The following is a 15,455-nucleotide window of genomic DNA, read 5'->3' as shown; positions in this document are numbered from 1 at the left end:
GATAACTCCCACAAATAAAATGTGATGGCGCTATCGATTAGGATGATTCTTAATGACTAGTCGCGTTCAAAAATCTAGTATTATGGCCATCTATTGCTTCAAATCACTGATTTTAAAGCAACCTTTCTGAACAATGTAATGCCATACATGTGAATTGCTGTGTGTAGTCTTTGCCCATCTCCTACGGTGGGCTTTTTTTTATTCTTTTTTCGTCGAATTGATTATTTTACGCGCCGTTATTTACATTCGGAAATAAAAAGGCCGCAGCGTTAACTGCGGCCCGGCGTTAATGCCTCAGCGAGGCCGAGACATTATTTCTTTTTCGACAAATTGATCCAGGTCTGCACCACGGTGTCTGGATTGAGCGACAGGCTGTCGATGCCCTGCTCCATCAGCCACTCGGCGAAGTCTTCATGGTCAGACGGGCCCTGGCCGCAGATGCCGACGTATTTGCCGTGGCGTTTGGCCGCCTGAATCGCCATCGACAGCAGCGCTTTCACCGCCTCGTTGCGCTCGTCGAACAGCTCCGACACCACGCCGGAGTCACGATCCAGCCCCAGCGCCAGCTGGGTCATGTCGTTGGAACCGATAGAGAAGCCGTCGAAGTGCTCGAGGAACTGATCCGCCAACAGCGCATTGGACGGGATCTCGCACATCATGATCACTTTCAGCCCGTTTTCACCGCGCTTCAGCCCCTGACGCGCCAGCTCCGCCACCACCGCTTCCGCCTGGGCCACGGTGCGCACGAACGGCACCATGATTTCGACGTTGGTCAGCCCCATTTCGTTACGCACGCGTTTCACCGCCTCGCACTCCAGCGCGAAGCAATCGCGGAAGCTGTCGGCCACGTAACGGCCGGCGCCGCGGAAGCCCAGCATCGGGTTCTCTTCGTGTGGTTCATACTTATCGCCGCCCACCAGGTTGGCGTACTCGTTGGATTTGAAGTCGGACAGGCGCACGATCACACGCTTCGGCCAGAAGGCGGCACCCAGCGTCGCGATCCCTTCTGTCAGGCGGCCAACGTAGAACTCGACCGGGTGGTCGTAACCCTGCATTAACGCGCGAATTTCGTTTTGCAGCGCCGGTGTCTGCTGATCGAACTCCAGCAGCGCGCGCGGGTGCACACCGATCATGCGGTTGATGATAAATTCCAGCCGCGCCAGGCCCACGCCTTCATTTGGCAAACGCGCAAAGTCGAAAGCGCGATCCGGGTTGCCGACGTTCATCATGATCTTCAGCGGCAGATCCGGCAGCTCGGTCACTTCGGAGCTCTGCACGCTGAAATCCAGCATGTCGCTGTAAACGAAGCCGGTGTCGCCTTCCGCACAGGAAACGGTGACTTTCTGGCCGTCTTTCAGCACATCGGTGGCGTGGCCGCAGCCTACCACCGCCGGGATGCCCAACTCACGGGCGATGATCGCCGCGTGACAGGTGCGCCCGCCGCGGTTGGTGACGATCGCGGCGGCCTTCTTCATGATCGGCTCCCAGTCCGGGTCGGTCATGTCGGTCACCAGCACGTCGCCCGGCAGGATGCGATCCATTTCGCTGATGTCGTGGATCACTTTCACCGGACCGGCGCCGATGCGATGACCGATGGCGCGGCCTTCCACCAGCACCGGGCTAGTGCCATTCAGCTGGTAGCGCTCCATGGTTTGTTCGTTGGAGCGAACGGTTTCCGGACGCGCCTGCACGATCAGCAGCTTGCCGGTATGGCCGTCTTTCGCCCATTCGATATCCATCGGGCGGCCGTAATGTTTTTCGATCAGGATCGCCTGCTGCGCCAGCGCCTGCACTTCGTCATCCGTCAGCGAGAAACGGCTGCGCTGCGCTTCCGGCACGTCTTCGATGCGCACCTGCTTACCGTGATCCTGCGACGGTGCGTACACCATGCGGATCTTTTTCGAGCCCAGGTTGCGGCGCACGATCGCCGGCTTGCCTTTTTGCAGCGTCGGTTTGTGCACGTAGAACTCATCCGGGTTCACCGCGCCCTGCACCACCATTTCACCCAGACCGAAGGCGGAGGTGATGAACACCACCTGATCAAAGCCGGACTCGGTATCGATGGTGAACATCACGCCCGAGGAGGCCAGATCCGAGCGCACCATGCGCTGTACGCCCGCCGACAGCGCCACGCCGCGGTGGTCATAGCCCTGGTGCACGCGATAAGAGATGGCGCGGTCATTGAACAGCGAGGCGAACACGTGCTTGATCGCCACCATTACGGCGTCGATGCCCTGCACGTTGAGGAAGGTTTCCTGCTGGCCGGCGAAGGACGCGTCCGGCATGTCTTCCGCCGTGGCGGAGGAGCGCACCGCAAAGGAAGCTTCCGGTTCGCCGTCGGCGAGCTGTTGGTAAGCCTGATGAATTTCACGCTCGAACTCGGCGTGGAACGGCGTGTCGATCACCCATTGGCGGATCTGGGCGCCGGCCTTGGCCAGTTGGGCAACGTCGTCAACGTCGGTCTGATCCAGTAGCTGATAGATGCGCTGGTTAACACCGCTTTGTTCGAGGAAATCGTTAAACGCCTGTGCGGTGGTGGCAAAACCGTTCGGCACGGCCACGCCCAAATCGGAAAGATTGGTGATCATTTCACCGAGGGAGGCGTTTTTGCCGCCGACACGGTCAACGTCGTGCATGCCAAGCTGGTTGTACCAAAGCACATTACGCAAGTCTGGGCCATTGTTGGACATCGAGACAATCCTTATTGCTATCAGTAGGGTAAAGACGGATTTAATTCGCTTGCTTTACGGCGCCGCTAACACGGAGCCGAATCAGACTAGCACACTGATCTGGGGAAAATGGAAAGGTGAATCGATCAACCCACTGAAGAAAGTGGTTTTTAAGAGAATGTCCTAACCGGCTGATTTGGCAGGGAACCGTTCCCAATCGCACGAAAAGCTTAGTTCTCAACAAATTACGTTCTTTTTAAACTTCTGTTTTAATGACCGCGCAAACGCTACCGTTTTTGGTGAAAATAACGGCAAATTTACGTTTCGGGTCGAAAAACCTCGTTGCGCCACAATTTTTACCGCCGGCAAAACGCGCTTTTCTTCACGCGCCGGCGCAAAGCGCTTTACCGTCCCGCCGTCACAATTTTTTCCCTCCCCCCTTTACCGACGGATCGTCCGCGGCCCATGATATTGACAGTGATGACAGCAGGAACACCGTTTTCAGGTAAGGAGCCTCGGGTGGAAAGAAGCGTTTTTTATATTTCGGATGGTACGGCGATCACCGCCGAAGTGTTGGGGCACGCGGTGCTGTCGCAGTTTCCGGTCACGGCGACCACCTTTACCCTGCCGTTCGTCGAAACCGAGGCGCGCGCGCGCGCAGTTCGCCAGCAAATCGATGATATTTATAATCAAACCGGCGTGCGGCCACTGGTGTTTTACTCCATCATCTCGCCGGAAGTGCGCGATGTGATCGTGCAGAGCCAGGGCTTCTGCCAGGATATCGTGCAGGCGCTGGTCGGCCCGCTGCAGGGCGAGCTGGAAGTGGAACCGACGCCGGTGCCGAACCGCACCCACGGCCTGACCGCCAGCAACCTCGGCAAGTACGACGCGCGCATTGCCGCCATCGACTATACCCTGGCGCATGACGACGGCATTTCGCTGCGCAACCTCGATCAGGCGCAGGTGATCCTGCTCGGCGTGTCGCGCTGCGGCAAAACCCCCACCAGCCTTTATCTGGCGATGCAGTTCGGCATTCGCGCCGCCAACTATCCGTTTATCGCCGACGATATGGATAATTTGCACCTGCCGGCCTCGCTGAAACCGTTTCAGCATAAATTATTCGGCCTGACCATCGATCCGGAACGCCTGGCGGCGATCCGTGAAGAGCGGCGTGAAAACAGCCGTTACGCTTCATTACGCCAGTGCCGCATGGAGATCGCCGAGGTCGAGGCGCTGTTCCGCAAAAATCAGATCCGCTACCTCAATACCACCAATTATTCGGTCGAAGAGATTTCCACCAAAATCCTCGACATCCTCGGTATGAGTCGCCGCATGTTCTGATCATTTTCTCGCGGGGCCGCCGTGCCCCGCCGCCTGCCGTTTATTTCAACAGCAGCTGATTTTTTTGTGCTTTTTTTCGCGGTTTTGATCAACAGAACACAATCTCTACGGTTGAATTCAGCGCTTTTTGCGTTATTGTGATCGCCATCACTTCCCGGCACTCCTGCCGCAGAGAAGAACAGTTTCCAGGGAACAACATGCACAAAACAGATGAACTGCGGACCGCGCGCATCGACAGCCTCGTCACGCCGCAAGCGTTGGCAGACAAGCTGCCGATCTCGGCGGCCGTCGCCGACAACGTGACAGCGTCACGAAAACGCATTGAAAAAATCCTCACCGGTGAAGACCGCCGCCTGCTGGTGGTGATCGGCCCCTGCTCCATCCACGATCTCGACGCCGCCGTCGATTACGCTGGCCGGTTGAACGCCCTGCGCGAACGCTACCAGGATCGTCTGGAAATCGTGATGCGTACCTACTTCGAAAAACCGCGTACCGTCGTCGGCTGGAAAGGCCTGATCTCCGATCCGGCGCTGGACGGCACCTTCCAGGTCAACCGCGGCATCGAAATGGCGCGCCGCCTGCTGCTGGAAGTGAACCAGCTCGGCCTGCCGACCGCCACCGAATTCCTGGACATGGTCGTCGGCCAATACATCGCCGATCTGATCAGCTGGGGCGCCATCGGTGCGCGCACCACCGAAAGCCAGATCCACCGTGAAATGGCCTCGGCGCTCTCCTGCCCGGTCGGCTTCAAAAACGGCACCGACGGCAACACCCGCATCGCCATCGACGCCATTCGCGCGGCGCGCGCCGGGCACATGTTCCTGTCGCCGGACAAACATGGCCAGATGACCATCTACCAGACCAGCGGCAACCCGTACGGCCACATCATCATGCGCGGCGGAAAGACGCCGAACTACCACGCCAGCGACATCGCCGCCGCCTGTGACAGCCTGCGCGAGTTCGATCTGCCTGAACACCTGGTGATCGACTTCAGCCACGGCAACTGCCAGAAAATGCACCGTCGCCAGCTGGAAGTGGCCGACAACGTCTGCCAGCAGATCCGCGCCGGCTCCGCCGCCATCACCGGCGTAATGGCGGAAAGCTTCCTGGTGGAAGGCACGCAGAAAATCGTCGCCGGCCAGCCGCTGACCTATGGCCAGTCGATCACCGATCCTTGCCTGAGCTGGTCCGACAGCGAGCAGTTGCTGGCGATGCTGGCGGATGCGGTTGATAGCCGTTTCTAACCCAGTAGAGGCCGGGGCCACGCCCCCGGCTTTATTCCTTCTGCCCCACTCATCTATACTGATTGCAACGCTTTAGCGCCCGCCGAAACGCACTGGGAGCCCCGGCATGATTCACTCTCTGTTATCCATCCCCTGCGTCACGCTGCAGGGCGAGCAAAAAACGCTGGGCGATTTCCCGGCGCGCGCTTACCTGGTGGTCAACACCGCCAGCAAGTGCGGCTTCACCCCGCAATACCGTGGGCTGGAAAATTTGTGGCAATACTATCGCGAACGCGGCCTGGTGGTGCTCGGCTTCCCCTGCAACCAGTTTGGTTCTCAGGAGCCGGGCAGCCCGCTGGAGATCGCCAACTTTTGCAGCCTCAACTACGGCGTCAGTTTCCCGTTGTTCAGCAAGATAGACGTTAACGGCCCCGGCGCGCACCCGCTGTTCAATGAGCTGAAACGCCTGGCGCCCGGCATTTTGGGCAGCCGCCGCATCAAGTGGAATTTCACCAAGTTTCTGCTCACCGCCGACGGCCAGCGCGTCACGCGCTTTGCGCCGATAACCAAGCCCGAACGTCTGTTTGACCGCATCGAAACCCTGCTGAAATAACGCCCCTTTTTTACGGGCCGAGTGCGCTCGGCCCGCCGCCGGATGTCCATTCGACAAAAAGGTTCCATCGGTAAGAAAATTTTCCTTGATGTAACCTTTCCTTCACATGATAATGATTCTCAGTTTGATATTAATTACCATTTAATGGTCTGTTTTATAAGCACAATGATGATGGATACTGCCAACACGCCTACGCCCGCCGCCGCGGCCCCGACCGAGCACAGCGCAAACGCGCCGCCCAGCTACGACAGCGCACAGCTGCTCGGCACCGACGGCATCGCGTTCATTACCCATCAGGGCCAGCGCTATCAGCTGCGGCAGACCAAAGCCGGGAAATTGATCCTGACCAAATAACCATAGAACCCTCAAACGCCAGCCACCCCGATCGGTTGATCCAGGCAGCCAGCAAATCTATTGATATGTTTTATTACATACGGAGAGTTGCACCATGCCTCTGACATTTTCCACCCGGCTGCGTTTTTCCGCTTTGAGTCTGGCGATTGCCTGCGCTCTGCCTACGGTGGCCTTGGCACAAAACACCAGCACAACATCCTCTTCCAACGCGGCGCCGGCTAAAAAAGCCAAAGCCGCCGACGAGACCATGACGGTGGTCGCCACCGGTAACCAACGCAGCAGCTTTGAAGCGCCGATGATGGTCACGGTCATTGAAGGCAATTCGCCAGAAAGCCAGACCGCCACCTCGGCCGCCGATATGCTGCGCCGCGTGCCGGGCATCACCGTGAACGGCACCGGGCGCAGCAACGGTCAGGACGTAACGATGCGCGGCTACGGCAAAAACGGCGTGCTGACGCTGGTCGACGGCATCCGACAGGGGACCGATACCGGCCACATCGGCGGCACCTTCCTCGATCCGGCGCTGGTCAAGCGCATTGAAATCGTGCGCGGTCCCTCTGCGTTGCTGTATGGCAGCGGCGCGCTGGGCGGCGTCATCGCCTACGAGACCGTCGATGCCGCCGATCTGCTGCTGCCGGGCCACGATACCGGGTTCCGCGTCTACGGCACCGCCGGCAGCGGCGATCACAGCCTGGGCATGGGCGCCAGCGCCTACGGCAAGACCGATAACCTCGACGGTTTGCTGTCGTTCGGCACCCGCGACGTCGGTAATCTGCGTCAGGGCAACGGCTTCGATGCGCCTAACGACGAAACCATCAGCAACGTGCTGGCAAAAGGCACCTGGAAAATCGACGACAATCAGTCATTGAGCGGCGATCTGCGCTACTACAACAACAGCGCCCAGGAGCCGAAAAACCCGCAGACGCCGGGCAGCTCGAGCGACAACCCGATGACCAACCGCTCCACCCTCCAGCGTGATGCCGCTCTGAGCTATAAGCTCAAGCCGGTCGGCCAGGATTGGCTGGACGCCACCGCGAAACTGTACACCTCGGAAGTCAAAATCAATGCGCACAACGCCGGTGCGACCGACGAATTCCGCAAGCAGACCACCAACGGCGGCAAGCTGGAAAACCGCACGCGTCTGTTCGCCGACAGCTTTGCGTCACACCTGCTGACCTACGGCTCCGAAGTGTATGAACAGAAACAGCAGCCGGGCGGCGCCACTACCAGTTTCCCGCAGGCCAAGATCAACTTCGCCTCCGGCTGGCTGCAGGATGAAATCACGCTGCGCGACATTCCGATCACCGTGCTGGCCGGCACGCGCTACGACGATTACAAAGGCAGCAGCCAGGGCCACGAAGACGTCAAGGCCGACAAATGGTCGTCCCGCGGGGCCCTGAGCTACTCGCCGACCGACTGGCTGATGCTGTTCGGCTCCTATTCCCAGGCCTTCCGCGCCCCGACCATGGGCGAGATGTACAACGATTCGCGTCACTTCCCCGGCAACTATTGGGTGCCTAATCCGAATCTGCGGCCGGAAACCACCAGCACCACCGAAGCCGGTTTCGGTTTGCGCTTCGACGATCTGCTGCTGGCGGATGACAGCCTGCAATTCAAGGCCAGTTACTTCGATACCGACGCCAAAGACTACATCTTCATGTATGTCACTCGCACGCAGACCGCCTCAGCGAATATCTCTCGCGCCAAGATTTGGGGTTGGGACACCTCGCTGAACTACCAGACCAAGTGGTTTAACTGGGATCTGGCTTACAACCGCACACGCGGCAAGGACAAGTCTCGCAATGGCGAATTGAACGCGAAAAGCGGCGATTGGCTGGCCGACATCAGCCCGGATACCGTCACCAGTTCGCTGGACGTGCCGCTGGGCGAAACCGGTTTGTCCGCCGGCTGGGTCGCCACCTTCGCCGAACGCGCCACCCGCGTACAAACGGGGACGCCGGAGCAAGGCGGCTATGGCGTCAACGACTTCTATCTGAGCTACAAGGGCCGCGATCGGCTGCAGGGCATGACCACCACCGTGGTACTGGGCAACGCCTTCGACAAAGAATATTACTCGCCGCAGGGCGTCCCGCAGGATGGCCGCAACGCCAAACTGCTGGTCAGCTACCAGTGGTAACCATTGACTATCTGGCGGACAACCCGGTTGTCCGCCGTTCGCATTACAGCGCAGGAGAATCCCGCATGAGCAACACCCTATACGAACGTTACCAACAGGCCAAAATCGACCACCCCGGCAAATACGCCCGCGATCTGGCGGCGATCCTTGGCGTCAGCGAAGCGGAGCTGACGCACGCCCGCGTCGGCCACGACACTCGCCGCCTGCAGGCCGACGCGCGCACCCTGCTGACCGAGCTTGAGCAGGTCGGCGTCACCAAGTCCATCACCCGCAACAGCTATGCGGTGCATGAGCAGATGGGCCGCTACCGCAACCAGCACCTCAACGGCCACGCCGGGCTGATCCTCAACCCGCGCGAGCTGGATCTGCGCCTGTTCCTCAACCACTGGACCAGCGTTTTCGCTATGAGCGAAACCAACAAGCGCGGCGTGCGCCATAGCATCCAGTTCTTCGACCAACAGGGCGATGCGCTGCACAAGGTCTACACCACCGAAGAGACCGATCTGCCGGCCTGGATGGCGCTGGTGGAGCGCCACCTGAGCGAAGAAAACCCGGCGCTGGCGCTGCAACCCGCCGAGGTGAGCACCGCGGATGAAACGACGCAGGATCATGCCAAAATCGACGGTGAATGGCGCGCGATGACCGACGTTCACCAGTTCTTCCAGCTGCTGAGCCGCAATAAGCTCACGCGCCAGCAGGCGTTCCGCGCCGTCGGCGACGATCTGGCCTATCAGGTAGACAACAGCGCGCTCTCGCAGCTGCTGCAAGCGGCGCAGCAGCAGCAAAACGAGATCATGATCTTCGTCGGCAACCGCGGCTGCGTGCAGATCTTCACCGGCCAGATCGAACGTTTGATGCCGCAGGAAGGCTGGATCAACGTGTTCAACCGCCGCTTCACGCTGCACCTGATTGAAGACGCCATCGCCGAAAGCTGGATCACCCGCAAACCGACCAAGGACGGCATCGTCACCAGCCTGGAGCTGTTCGCCGCCGACGGCACGCAGATCGCGCAGCTGTATGGCCAGCGTACCGAAGGCCAGCCGGAACAAACCCAGTGGCGCGAGCAGGTTGCCGCGCTCGCCGCCAAGGACATCGCCGCATGAAATCTTCCTTGATCCGCCGCCTGACGCTGATGATGACGCTGGCGCTGCCGCTCACCGCCGCGGCGGCGCAGCGCATCGTCTCGATCGGCGGCGACGTGACGGAAATCGCCTTCGCACTCGGCGCCGGCGACGACGTGATCGCCCGTGACAGCACCAGCTTGCACCCGGCGGCGGTGAAAAAGCTGCCGGACGTCGGCTACATGCGCCAGCTGAATGCCGAAGGCATTTTGGCGCTGAAACCGACGCTGGTGCTGACGACCGAGCTGGCGCAGCCGGCGCTGGTGCTCAAACAGTTGACGGACAGCGGCGTCAAAGTGGTCAGCGTGCCGGGTGACACCACCCTGCAGGCGGTGCCGCAGAAAATCGCTACGATCGCCGCCGCGTTGCAACGCGTTGAGCAAGGCAAACAGCTGAGCGAGCGCTATCAACAGCAGCTGGCGGCGGTCGATACCTCTCCGCTGCCGGTCAAGGTGCTGTTCGTGATGAGCCACGGCGGCATTACGCCGATGGCTGCCGGGCAACAAACGGCCGCCGACGCGGTGATCGCCGCCGCCGGATTGAAAAACGCCATGCAGGGTTTTGACCGCTACCGTCCGCTGTCGCAGGAAGGCGTCATCGCCAGCGCGCCGGACCTGTTGCTGGTCACCACCGACGGCGTGCGCACCCTCGGCGGCGAACAGCAGCTGTGGACGCTGCCGGGCCTGGCGTTGACGCCGGCGGGCAAGCAGCGCCGCGTACTGATCGTCGATGACATGGCGCTGCTGGGCTTCGGTCTGGAAACGCCGGCGGCGCTGGCCAAACTGCGCCACGCGGCGGAGCAAAAGTAATGCGCAGTCGCACCTCGCCTCAGTTGGCCATCATCGGCCTGCTGGTGCTGCTGACGTTGCTGGCGCTGGTCGCCGCCAACCTGGGCGCGCTGACGCTGTCGTTTCGCACCCTGTGGCGCGAACCCTTCAGCGACGCCGCCTGGCACATCTGGCTGAACATTCGTCTGCCGCGCGTGCTGCTGGCAGTAGTGATCGGCTGCGCATTGGCAGTGTCCGGCGCGGTGATGCAGGGGCTGTTCCGCAACCCGCTGGCGGATCCGAGCCTGCTGGGCATCAGCAGCGGCGGCGCCCTGTTTGTCGCCCTGTTCATCGTGATGCCGCTGGCGTTGCCGGTGACGATCGCGCTATACGGCCATATGCTGGCGGCGTTCCTCGGCAGCCTGCTGGTATCGCTTTTGATCTACGGCATCAGCCGCAGCGGGCACGGCAATCTGTCGCGGCTGCTGCTGGCGGGCATCGCCATCAACGCCTTGTGCATGGCGGCCATCGGCGTGCTCTCCTACGTCAGCAGCGATCAACAGCTGCGCCAGTTCTCGCTGTGGATGATGGGCAGCCTCAGCCAGTCGCAGTGGCCGACGCTGGCCGTTTCCGCCTCGCTGATCCTGCCTACGGCGCTGCTGACGCTGTTGCAGGCGCGCCGGCTGAATCTGTTGCAGCTGGGGGACGAAGAGGCCCACTACCTCGGGGTGAACGTCCAGCGCGCCAAGCTGCAGCTGCTGTTGCTGAGCGCCCTGCTGATCGGCGCGGCGGTAGCGATGAGCGGCGTGATCGGCTTCGTCGGTCTGGTGGTGCCACATCTGGTGCGCATGCGCCTTGGCGGCGATCACCGCTGGCTACTGCCCTGCTCCGCGCTGGGCGGCGCCTGCCTGCTGCTGGTCAGCGATACGCTGGCGCGCACACTGGTGGCGCCGGCCGAAATGCCGGTAGGCTTGATGACCAGCCTGATCGGCGGTCCTTACTTCTTGTGGCTGGTGATGCGCCAGCGGGAGCGAACCGGTGGATAACGCCGCCTGCCTGACAGCCCGAGAGCTGCGTTACAGCCTCGGTACGCGCCGCTTGATCAACGACGTTTCGCTCAGCCTCGCCAGCGGTGAGATGGTGGCGATTATCGGCCCTAACGGCGCCGGCAAATCGACGCTGTTGCGCTTGCTGACCGGCTATCTGACGCCGGATTGCGGCGAATGCCGGCTGCTCGACCGACCGCTGGAACACTGGGCGCCGCAACAGTTGGCCAAAGTCCGAGCCGTGATGCGCCAGTACAGCGATCTGGCGTTTCCCTTCAGCGTGGAAGAAGTGGTCAGCATGGGGCGAGCACCTCACGGCAAACGCGACGAGCATCAGGCGATCCAACAGGTGATGGCGCAAACCGACTGCCTGGCGCTGGCGCAGCGCGATTACCGCCGGTTGTCCGGTGGCGAACAGCAGCGGGTGCAGTTGGCGCGGGTGTTGGCGCAGCTGTGGCAACCGCAACCGTCTCCCGCCTGGCTGTTTCTCGACGAGCCGACCTCGGCGCTGGATCTGTATCACCAGCAGCACACCCTGCGCCTGCTGCGCTCGCTGACGCGCCAACAGCCGCTGGGCGTCTGCTGCGTGCTGCACGATCTCAATCTGGCGGCGCTGTACGCCGATCGGATCCTGCTGTTGCATCAGGGACGTCTGGTGGCGAGCGGCACGCCGCAAGAGGTCCTGCAGACGGAGATCCTCACCCGCTGGTATCAGGCCGATCTCGGCGTGGTGCATCATCCCGAAGTGTCTCTGCCGCAGGTCTATCTGCGACAATGAAACGTTCAAGGGCGCCATGAGGCGTAATGCCGCTCAGTTAATCCTGAGTGGCATTTTTTTATCCAGCCTCTGGGCGTTCTGTGCTGGGGAATTGCCGTAAATGTCCGCATTTCTCTGTGGCCAATATGAACGGCAATTGGAGGGGCCGATGGCGCGACCCCTCCACCCGCACCTTCGCTTAACACCATCTGTCCGCTACGCGGAAATTACTCGCCCCATCCTGGGCCTCGCCCCTTCGGGGCCGCTGCAAGCAGCGTTCAAATCTGCTCCCGGCAGATTTGTCCTCGCCGCGTCTGCGTTGTCGGGCGGGTCTGCTGCGACAAACGTCCCTGTTAGTCTCGCCTCAACTGGCCTTCCCTGGCCGGTTGACCCTGACAACGCCGTCTTGCTCGGCAGCCGGTGATGCGCGCCCAAGGTCAACACCTGAGCTGGCTGCTACCGGGAAATCTATCGCTTATGAGGTTCTGGTAGAGAAGTTGGAGATGAGCGCGGTGTTGGGCGCCCTTGAAGACGCCGAACGCAGGCATAGCGCATTAGGCGAAACCGCCATGGACGGCGGTTTCAGGTGAGACAGGCAGGGACGCCTGTCGCAACCGGCCTCAATGCGGTATGGCGGAGAGAGGGGAGTTGGCAAAGCCAACCGTCTGATAGGGCAAAGGCGCGGGTTGCCAGGGGCCGCGCCTTCGGCCCCTGGCTCGGTCGAGGTGTGGGAGCCACATGGGGCATCTCACTTTTATCGACCGAAAATTTCACGAACGCCTGCATAAAAACGCTAACTGACCAGCATTACGCCATGAGGCGCCCTTTTTCATCTCAACTGGAGCAGGAAATCTCCAGATGTTTGCCCCAATCCGGCGGCAGCGCAGCAAGATCGTCATACTCCGGCGCATCGTCGAACGGCCTCAGCAGAGCCTGATGCAACCGCCGCAAACGGCCCACGTCGTCTTTCTCCGCATCCTCAATCGCCTGCTGCGCCAGATAGTTGCGCAGGATCAGGCGCGGGTTCACCGCCTTCATCGCCCGTTGCCGTTCCGCATCGCTGATCTGTTCCTGTTGCAAGCGCTGACGATACTGCTGATACCAGGCGTCGAACGCCGCACGGTCGATAAACTCGTCGCGCAGCGGCGACTGCGCCTGCTGCTGTTCGGTCTCGCTCAACAAGCGGAACGTGCGGGTATAGTCCCGCCCTTCCTGCGCCATCAGGCTCAACAGACCGGTGAGCACGTCATTATCCTGCGCCGTCGGCGTGAAGAAGCCGAGTTTGGCGCGCATCTGTTCACCGTAGGCGCGCATCAGCGCCGGCTCATACGCCGACAGCGCCTGCTGCAGCTGTTCGGTGGTCATCAACCCAGACAGGGTTTGTGCCAGGCGATGCAGGTTCCACAGCGCCACCGCCGGCTGATTGTCGAAGGCGTAACGCCCCTGGTGATCGGAGAGGTTGCAGATATAGCCGGGCTGGTAGTCGTCCAGGAAGCCATAAGGGCCGTAATCGATGGTGATACCGAGAATCGACATATTGTCGGTGTTCATCACGCCGTGGGCGAAACCGACGGTTTGCCAATGGGCGATCAAACGCGCCGTGCGTTCGACCACGTCGGTAAACCACAGCAGGTAACGCTCAGCCAGATCCTGCAACTGTGGCCAGTGACGGGCGATGACGAAATCCGCCAGCTGCCGCACTTGCTCCGGCTGTTTACGGTAATAAAAGTGTTCGAAGTGGCCGAAGCGCACATGGCTTTCCGCCACCCGCATCAGCATGGCGCCGCGTTCTGGCTGCTCGCGATATACCGGTTGCTGGCTGGTGACGATAGTCAACGCTCGGGTGGTGGGGATCCCCAGATGGTGCAGCGCCTCAGAGGCAAGAAACTCGCGGATAACCGAACGCAGCACCGCGCGGCCATCCCCCATGCGTGAATATGGCGTTAGCCCGGCCCCCTTCAAGTGCCAATCGCGGTGGCTGCCATCCGCCATGACCTGTTCGCCCAGCAAAATGCCGCGGCCATCACCCAGTTGCCCGGCCCACACGCCGAACTGGTGGCCGCTGTACACCTGTGCCAGCGGCTGCATGCCGGGCAGCAGCGATTCTCCCGCCCAAATGGGGGTTTTATCCTGGGTAAACCAGCTTTCATCCAGCCCCAGCTCGCGTGCCAGCGGCTCGCTGTGGTACAGCAGGCGTGCATCCTTGAGCGGTGTCGGGTTCAGGGCGGTGTAGAAACCGGGTAACTGTTGGTAGTAAGCGTTATCGAACTGCGGCATAGGCCCTCCGTTTCAGCGTAGTGTAGAGCCTGAACGGGCGGATTAACACCGAAGGAATGCAGGGAGAACGCATCCGCCTGTCACCAGGGCGGATGCGGGGAGTTTGGCGTTGCCCCTCAGCTGAGGAAACGCGCTTTAACGTCGGCTGACAAACGCAGTTATCAGCATAAAGCGATGGCGAATAACGGCGACGGGATCACAGTAACCTCACCCCGTGCATTATTTACCTCATTGTGTGTAGTTTTTTATATCACTTCTTAATTATTGAACTCGCTGGGCCTCGCCAGCAAAGCTTGCAGATTATCCACACCAACGCTGGGCCATAAAAAACCTTGCAGGCCTAAAACACCGGCGTATCTGAGTTTATTAAAGTACTCTTTTTTCTCTATTCCTCCGACGATTACGCCTTTACATAACAGGTTGATATTCTTTAACAACGAGTCGATGACCACGTCATATCCCTGATGGGTAAACAGCTGCCAGTAAAAACGCTTGTCTATCTTTACATAGTCAAACAAACCATCGTACAGCGCGGTCAACGTGGCTTTACCGGAACCGAAATCATCGAGCCACAGCGAAAACATTTCGCTTAATCGCCGCACGCTCGGGTTGTTCTTCCCGGCCGAAAGATTCGGAAAACTCTCACTGATTTCAAATGCAATAAAAGGATATTGCCCGATCCGTTGACATAACGCCGAATCAGAAAGAATAAGTTCGACGATGGTTTCTTCGATATTGATGGTCAACTGCACGTTGTTACCGGTAAACCAAGCCGAATGCTGCTCCGCAAGTTTCAATTGCTCATTAAATAACTCAATCCTTTGTTCAGACGTCAATAAATTAATCCCAATTTCGGCCGGCATGGCTAAATCACCGTCGAGACTGTTGAAACGGCTCAACATTTCAACCGCCAACAGCCCGCCCTCCATTGAGTAAACAGGTTGCAAAACATAGCTACTAATAAAGTCAGCTTCGAGTTGGATGTTCATTTTAATGCCACAGGATGAATGGCTAGCGTATCATCGTATATCAATATATTTTATCGATCAATCCCTCTGGGATTAATCGGAAATATCAATGTAAATACCCATGAAATATCATTTAATTGATAGATTAAAGCTATACGACAATCGTGAAAGGCGCAAAGAAA

Annotated in this window: 12 protein-coding genes and 1 other RNA gene; 10 read left to right on the top strand and 3 right to left on the bottom strand. The window is 59.7% G+C overall.

Annotated features, from left to right (window positions below; translation table 11 throughout):
* Window positions 1-92 precede the first annotated feature (92 nt).
* An RNA gene (rprA, locus tag ACSJLU_RS10820) (antisense sRNA RprA) lies at window positions 93-202 on the top strand.
* Between the two features lie 109 nt (window positions 203-311).
* Here rprA and ppsA read toward each other — a convergent pair.
* Entirely contained in the window at window positions 312-2,690 is a 2,379-nt protein-coding gene (ppsA, locus tag ACSJLU_RS10815) for a phosphoenolpyruvate synthase (protein ID WP_049209411.1), read from the bottom strand.
* A 459-nt stretch (window positions 2,691-3,149) separates the two neighbouring features.
* Here ppsA and ppsR point away from each other — a divergent pair, with 459 nt between their 5' ends.
* The 9 genes from ppsR (at window position 3,150) to ACSJLU_RS10770 (ending at window position 12,049) form a co-directional block, all read left to right on the top strand.
* Window positions 3,150-4,010 carry a posphoenolpyruvate synthetase regulatory kinase/phosphorylase PpsR gene (gene ppsR, locus ACSJLU_RS10810; RefSeq protein WP_161781785.1) on the top strand — a complete coding sequence of 287 codons (861 nt, stop codon included), beginning with the start codon at window positions 3,150-3,152 and terminating at the stop codon, window positions 4,008-4,010.
* Window positions 4,011-4,207: 197 nt separating this feature from the next.
* Window positions 4,208-5,254: a 3-deoxy-7-phosphoheptulonate synthase gene (locus ACSJLU_RS10805; protein WP_004931381.1), complete on the top strand. Its 1,047-nt coding sequence runs from the start codon at window positions 4,208-4,210 to the stop codon at window positions 5,252-5,254.
* A 106-nt stretch (window positions 5,255-5,360) separates the two neighbouring features.
* A complete protein-coding gene (locus ACSJLU_RS10800; RefSeq protein WP_038871031.1) occupies window positions 5,361-5,846 on the top strand; it encodes a glutathione peroxidase in 486 nt (161 codons plus the stop codon).
* Window positions 5,847-6,017: 171 nt separating this feature from the next.
* Window positions 6,018-6,200, top strand: a complete 183-nt coding sequence (gene hemP, locus ACSJLU_RS10795) for a hemin uptake protein HemP (protein ID WP_043141213.1) — start codon at window positions 6,018-6,020, stop codon at window positions 6,198-6,200.
* A 94-nt stretch (window positions 6,201-6,294) separates the two neighbouring features.
* Window positions 6,295-8,337: a TonB-dependent hemoglobin/transferrin/lactoferrin family receptor gene (locus ACSJLU_RS10790; protein ID WP_380827432.1), complete on the top strand. Its 2,043-nt coding sequence runs from the start codon at window positions 6,295-6,297 to the stop codon at window positions 8,335-8,337.
* A 65-nt stretch (window positions 8,338-8,402) separates the two neighbouring features.
* Window positions 8,403-9,440 carry a hemin-degrading factor gene (locus ACSJLU_RS10785; RefSeq protein ID WP_060447245.1) on the top strand — a complete coding sequence of 346 codons (1,038 nt, stop codon included), beginning with the start codon at window positions 8,403-8,405 and terminating at the stop codon, window positions 9,438-9,440.
* Window positions 9,437-10,267 (top strand): heme/hemin ABC transporter substrate-binding protein, encoded by an 831-nt coding sequence (locus tag ACSJLU_RS10780; RefSeq protein WP_148123378.1) that lies wholly within the window; start codon window positions 9,437-9,439, stop codon window positions 10,265-10,267. Before ACSJLU_RS10785 ends, ACSJLU_RS10780 begins: the two co-directional genes overlap by 4 nt.
* Complete coding sequence (locus tag ACSJLU_RS10775; protein ID WP_025302634.1) at window positions 10,267-11,271, top strand: FecCD family ABC transporter permease; 1,005 nt, start codon at window positions 10,267-10,269, stop codon at window positions 11,269-11,271. The genes ACSJLU_RS10780 and ACSJLU_RS10775 overlap by 1 nt, the downstream gene beginning before the upstream one ends.
* Window positions 11,264-12,049 carry a heme ABC transporter ATP-binding protein gene (locus tag ACSJLU_RS10770; protein WP_380827428.1) on the top strand — a complete coding sequence of 262 codons (786 nt, stop codon included), beginning with the start codon at window positions 11,264-11,266 and terminating at the stop codon, window positions 12,047-12,049. Before ACSJLU_RS10775 ends, ACSJLU_RS10770 begins: the two co-directional genes overlap by 8 nt.
* 813 nt (window positions 12,050-12,862) lie before the next feature.
* Here the strand turns inward: ACSJLU_RS10770 and ACSJLU_RS10765 are convergent.
* Both ACSJLU_RS10765 and ACSJLU_RS10760 read right to left on the bottom strand, forming a co-directional pair.
* Window positions 12,863-14,305 (bottom strand): protein adenylyltransferase SelO, encoded by a 1,443-nt coding sequence (locus tag ACSJLU_RS10765; protein ID WP_380827426.1) that lies wholly within the window; start codon window positions 14,303-14,305, stop codon window positions 12,863-12,865.
* A 257-nt stretch (window positions 14,306-14,562) separates the two neighbouring features.
* Window positions 14,563-15,294: an EAL domain-containing protein gene (locus tag ACSJLU_RS10760; RefSeq protein WP_025302631.1), complete on the bottom strand. Its 732-nt coding sequence runs from the start codon at window positions 15,292-15,294 to the stop codon at window positions 14,563-14,565.
* Between the last annotated feature and the right edge of the window lie 161 nt (window positions 15,295-15,455).

This window comes from Serratia bockelmannii (genome assembly GCF_051803255.1).
Taxonomy (GTDB): Bacteria; Pseudomonadota; Gammaproteobacteria; order Enterobacterales; family Enterobacteriaceae; genus Serratia; species Serratia bockelmannii.
The sequence above is the reverse complement of the archived record's forward strand: the minus strand, read 5'-3'. Positions and strand labels throughout refer to the sequence as shown.

Excerpts from the sequence above, each read along its gene's own strand:
- ppsA (WP_049209411.1), bottom strand. The coding sequence starts at position 2,690 with ATGTCCAACAATGGCCCAGACTTGCGTAATGTGCTTTGGTACAACCAG.
- ppsR (WP_161781785.1), top strand. The coding sequence starts at position 3,150 with ATGACAGCAGGAACACCGTTTTCAGGTAAGGAGCCTCGGGTGGAAAGA.
- ACSJLU_RS10805 (WP_004931381.1), top strand. The coding sequence starts at position 4,208 with ATGCACAAAACAGATGAACTGCGGACCGCGCGCATCGACAGCCTCGTC.
- ACSJLU_RS10800 (WP_038871031.1), top strand. The coding sequence starts at position 5,361 with ATGATTCACTCTCTGTTATCCATCCCCTGCGTCACGCTGCAGGGCGAG.
- hemP (WP_043141213.1), top strand. The coding sequence starts at position 6,018 with ATGGATACTGCCAACACGCCTACGCCCGCCGCCGCGGCCCCGACCGAG.
- ACSJLU_RS10790 (WP_380827432.1), top strand. The coding sequence starts at position 6,295 with ATGCCTCTGACATTTTCCACCCGGCTGCGTTTTTCCGCTTTGAGTCTG.
- ACSJLU_RS10785 (WP_060447245.1), top strand. The coding sequence starts at position 8,403 with ATGAGCAACACCCTATACGAACGTTACCAACAGGCCAAAATCGACCAC.
- ACSJLU_RS10780 (WP_148123378.1), top strand. The coding sequence starts at position 9,437 with ATGAAATCTTCCTTGATCCGCCGCCTGACGCTGATGATGACGCTGGCG.
- ACSJLU_RS10775 (WP_025302634.1), top strand. The coding sequence starts at position 10,267 with ATGCGCAGTCGCACCTCGCCTCAGTTGGCCATCATCGGCCTGCTGGTG.
- ACSJLU_RS10765 (WP_380827426.1), bottom strand. The coding sequence starts at position 14,305 with ATGCCGCAGTTCGATAACGCTTACTACCAACAGTTACCCGGTTTCTAC.
- ACSJLU_RS10760 (WP_025302631.1), bottom strand. The coding sequence starts at position 15,294 with ATGAACATCCAACTCGAAGCTGACTTTATTAGTAGCTATGTTTTGCAA.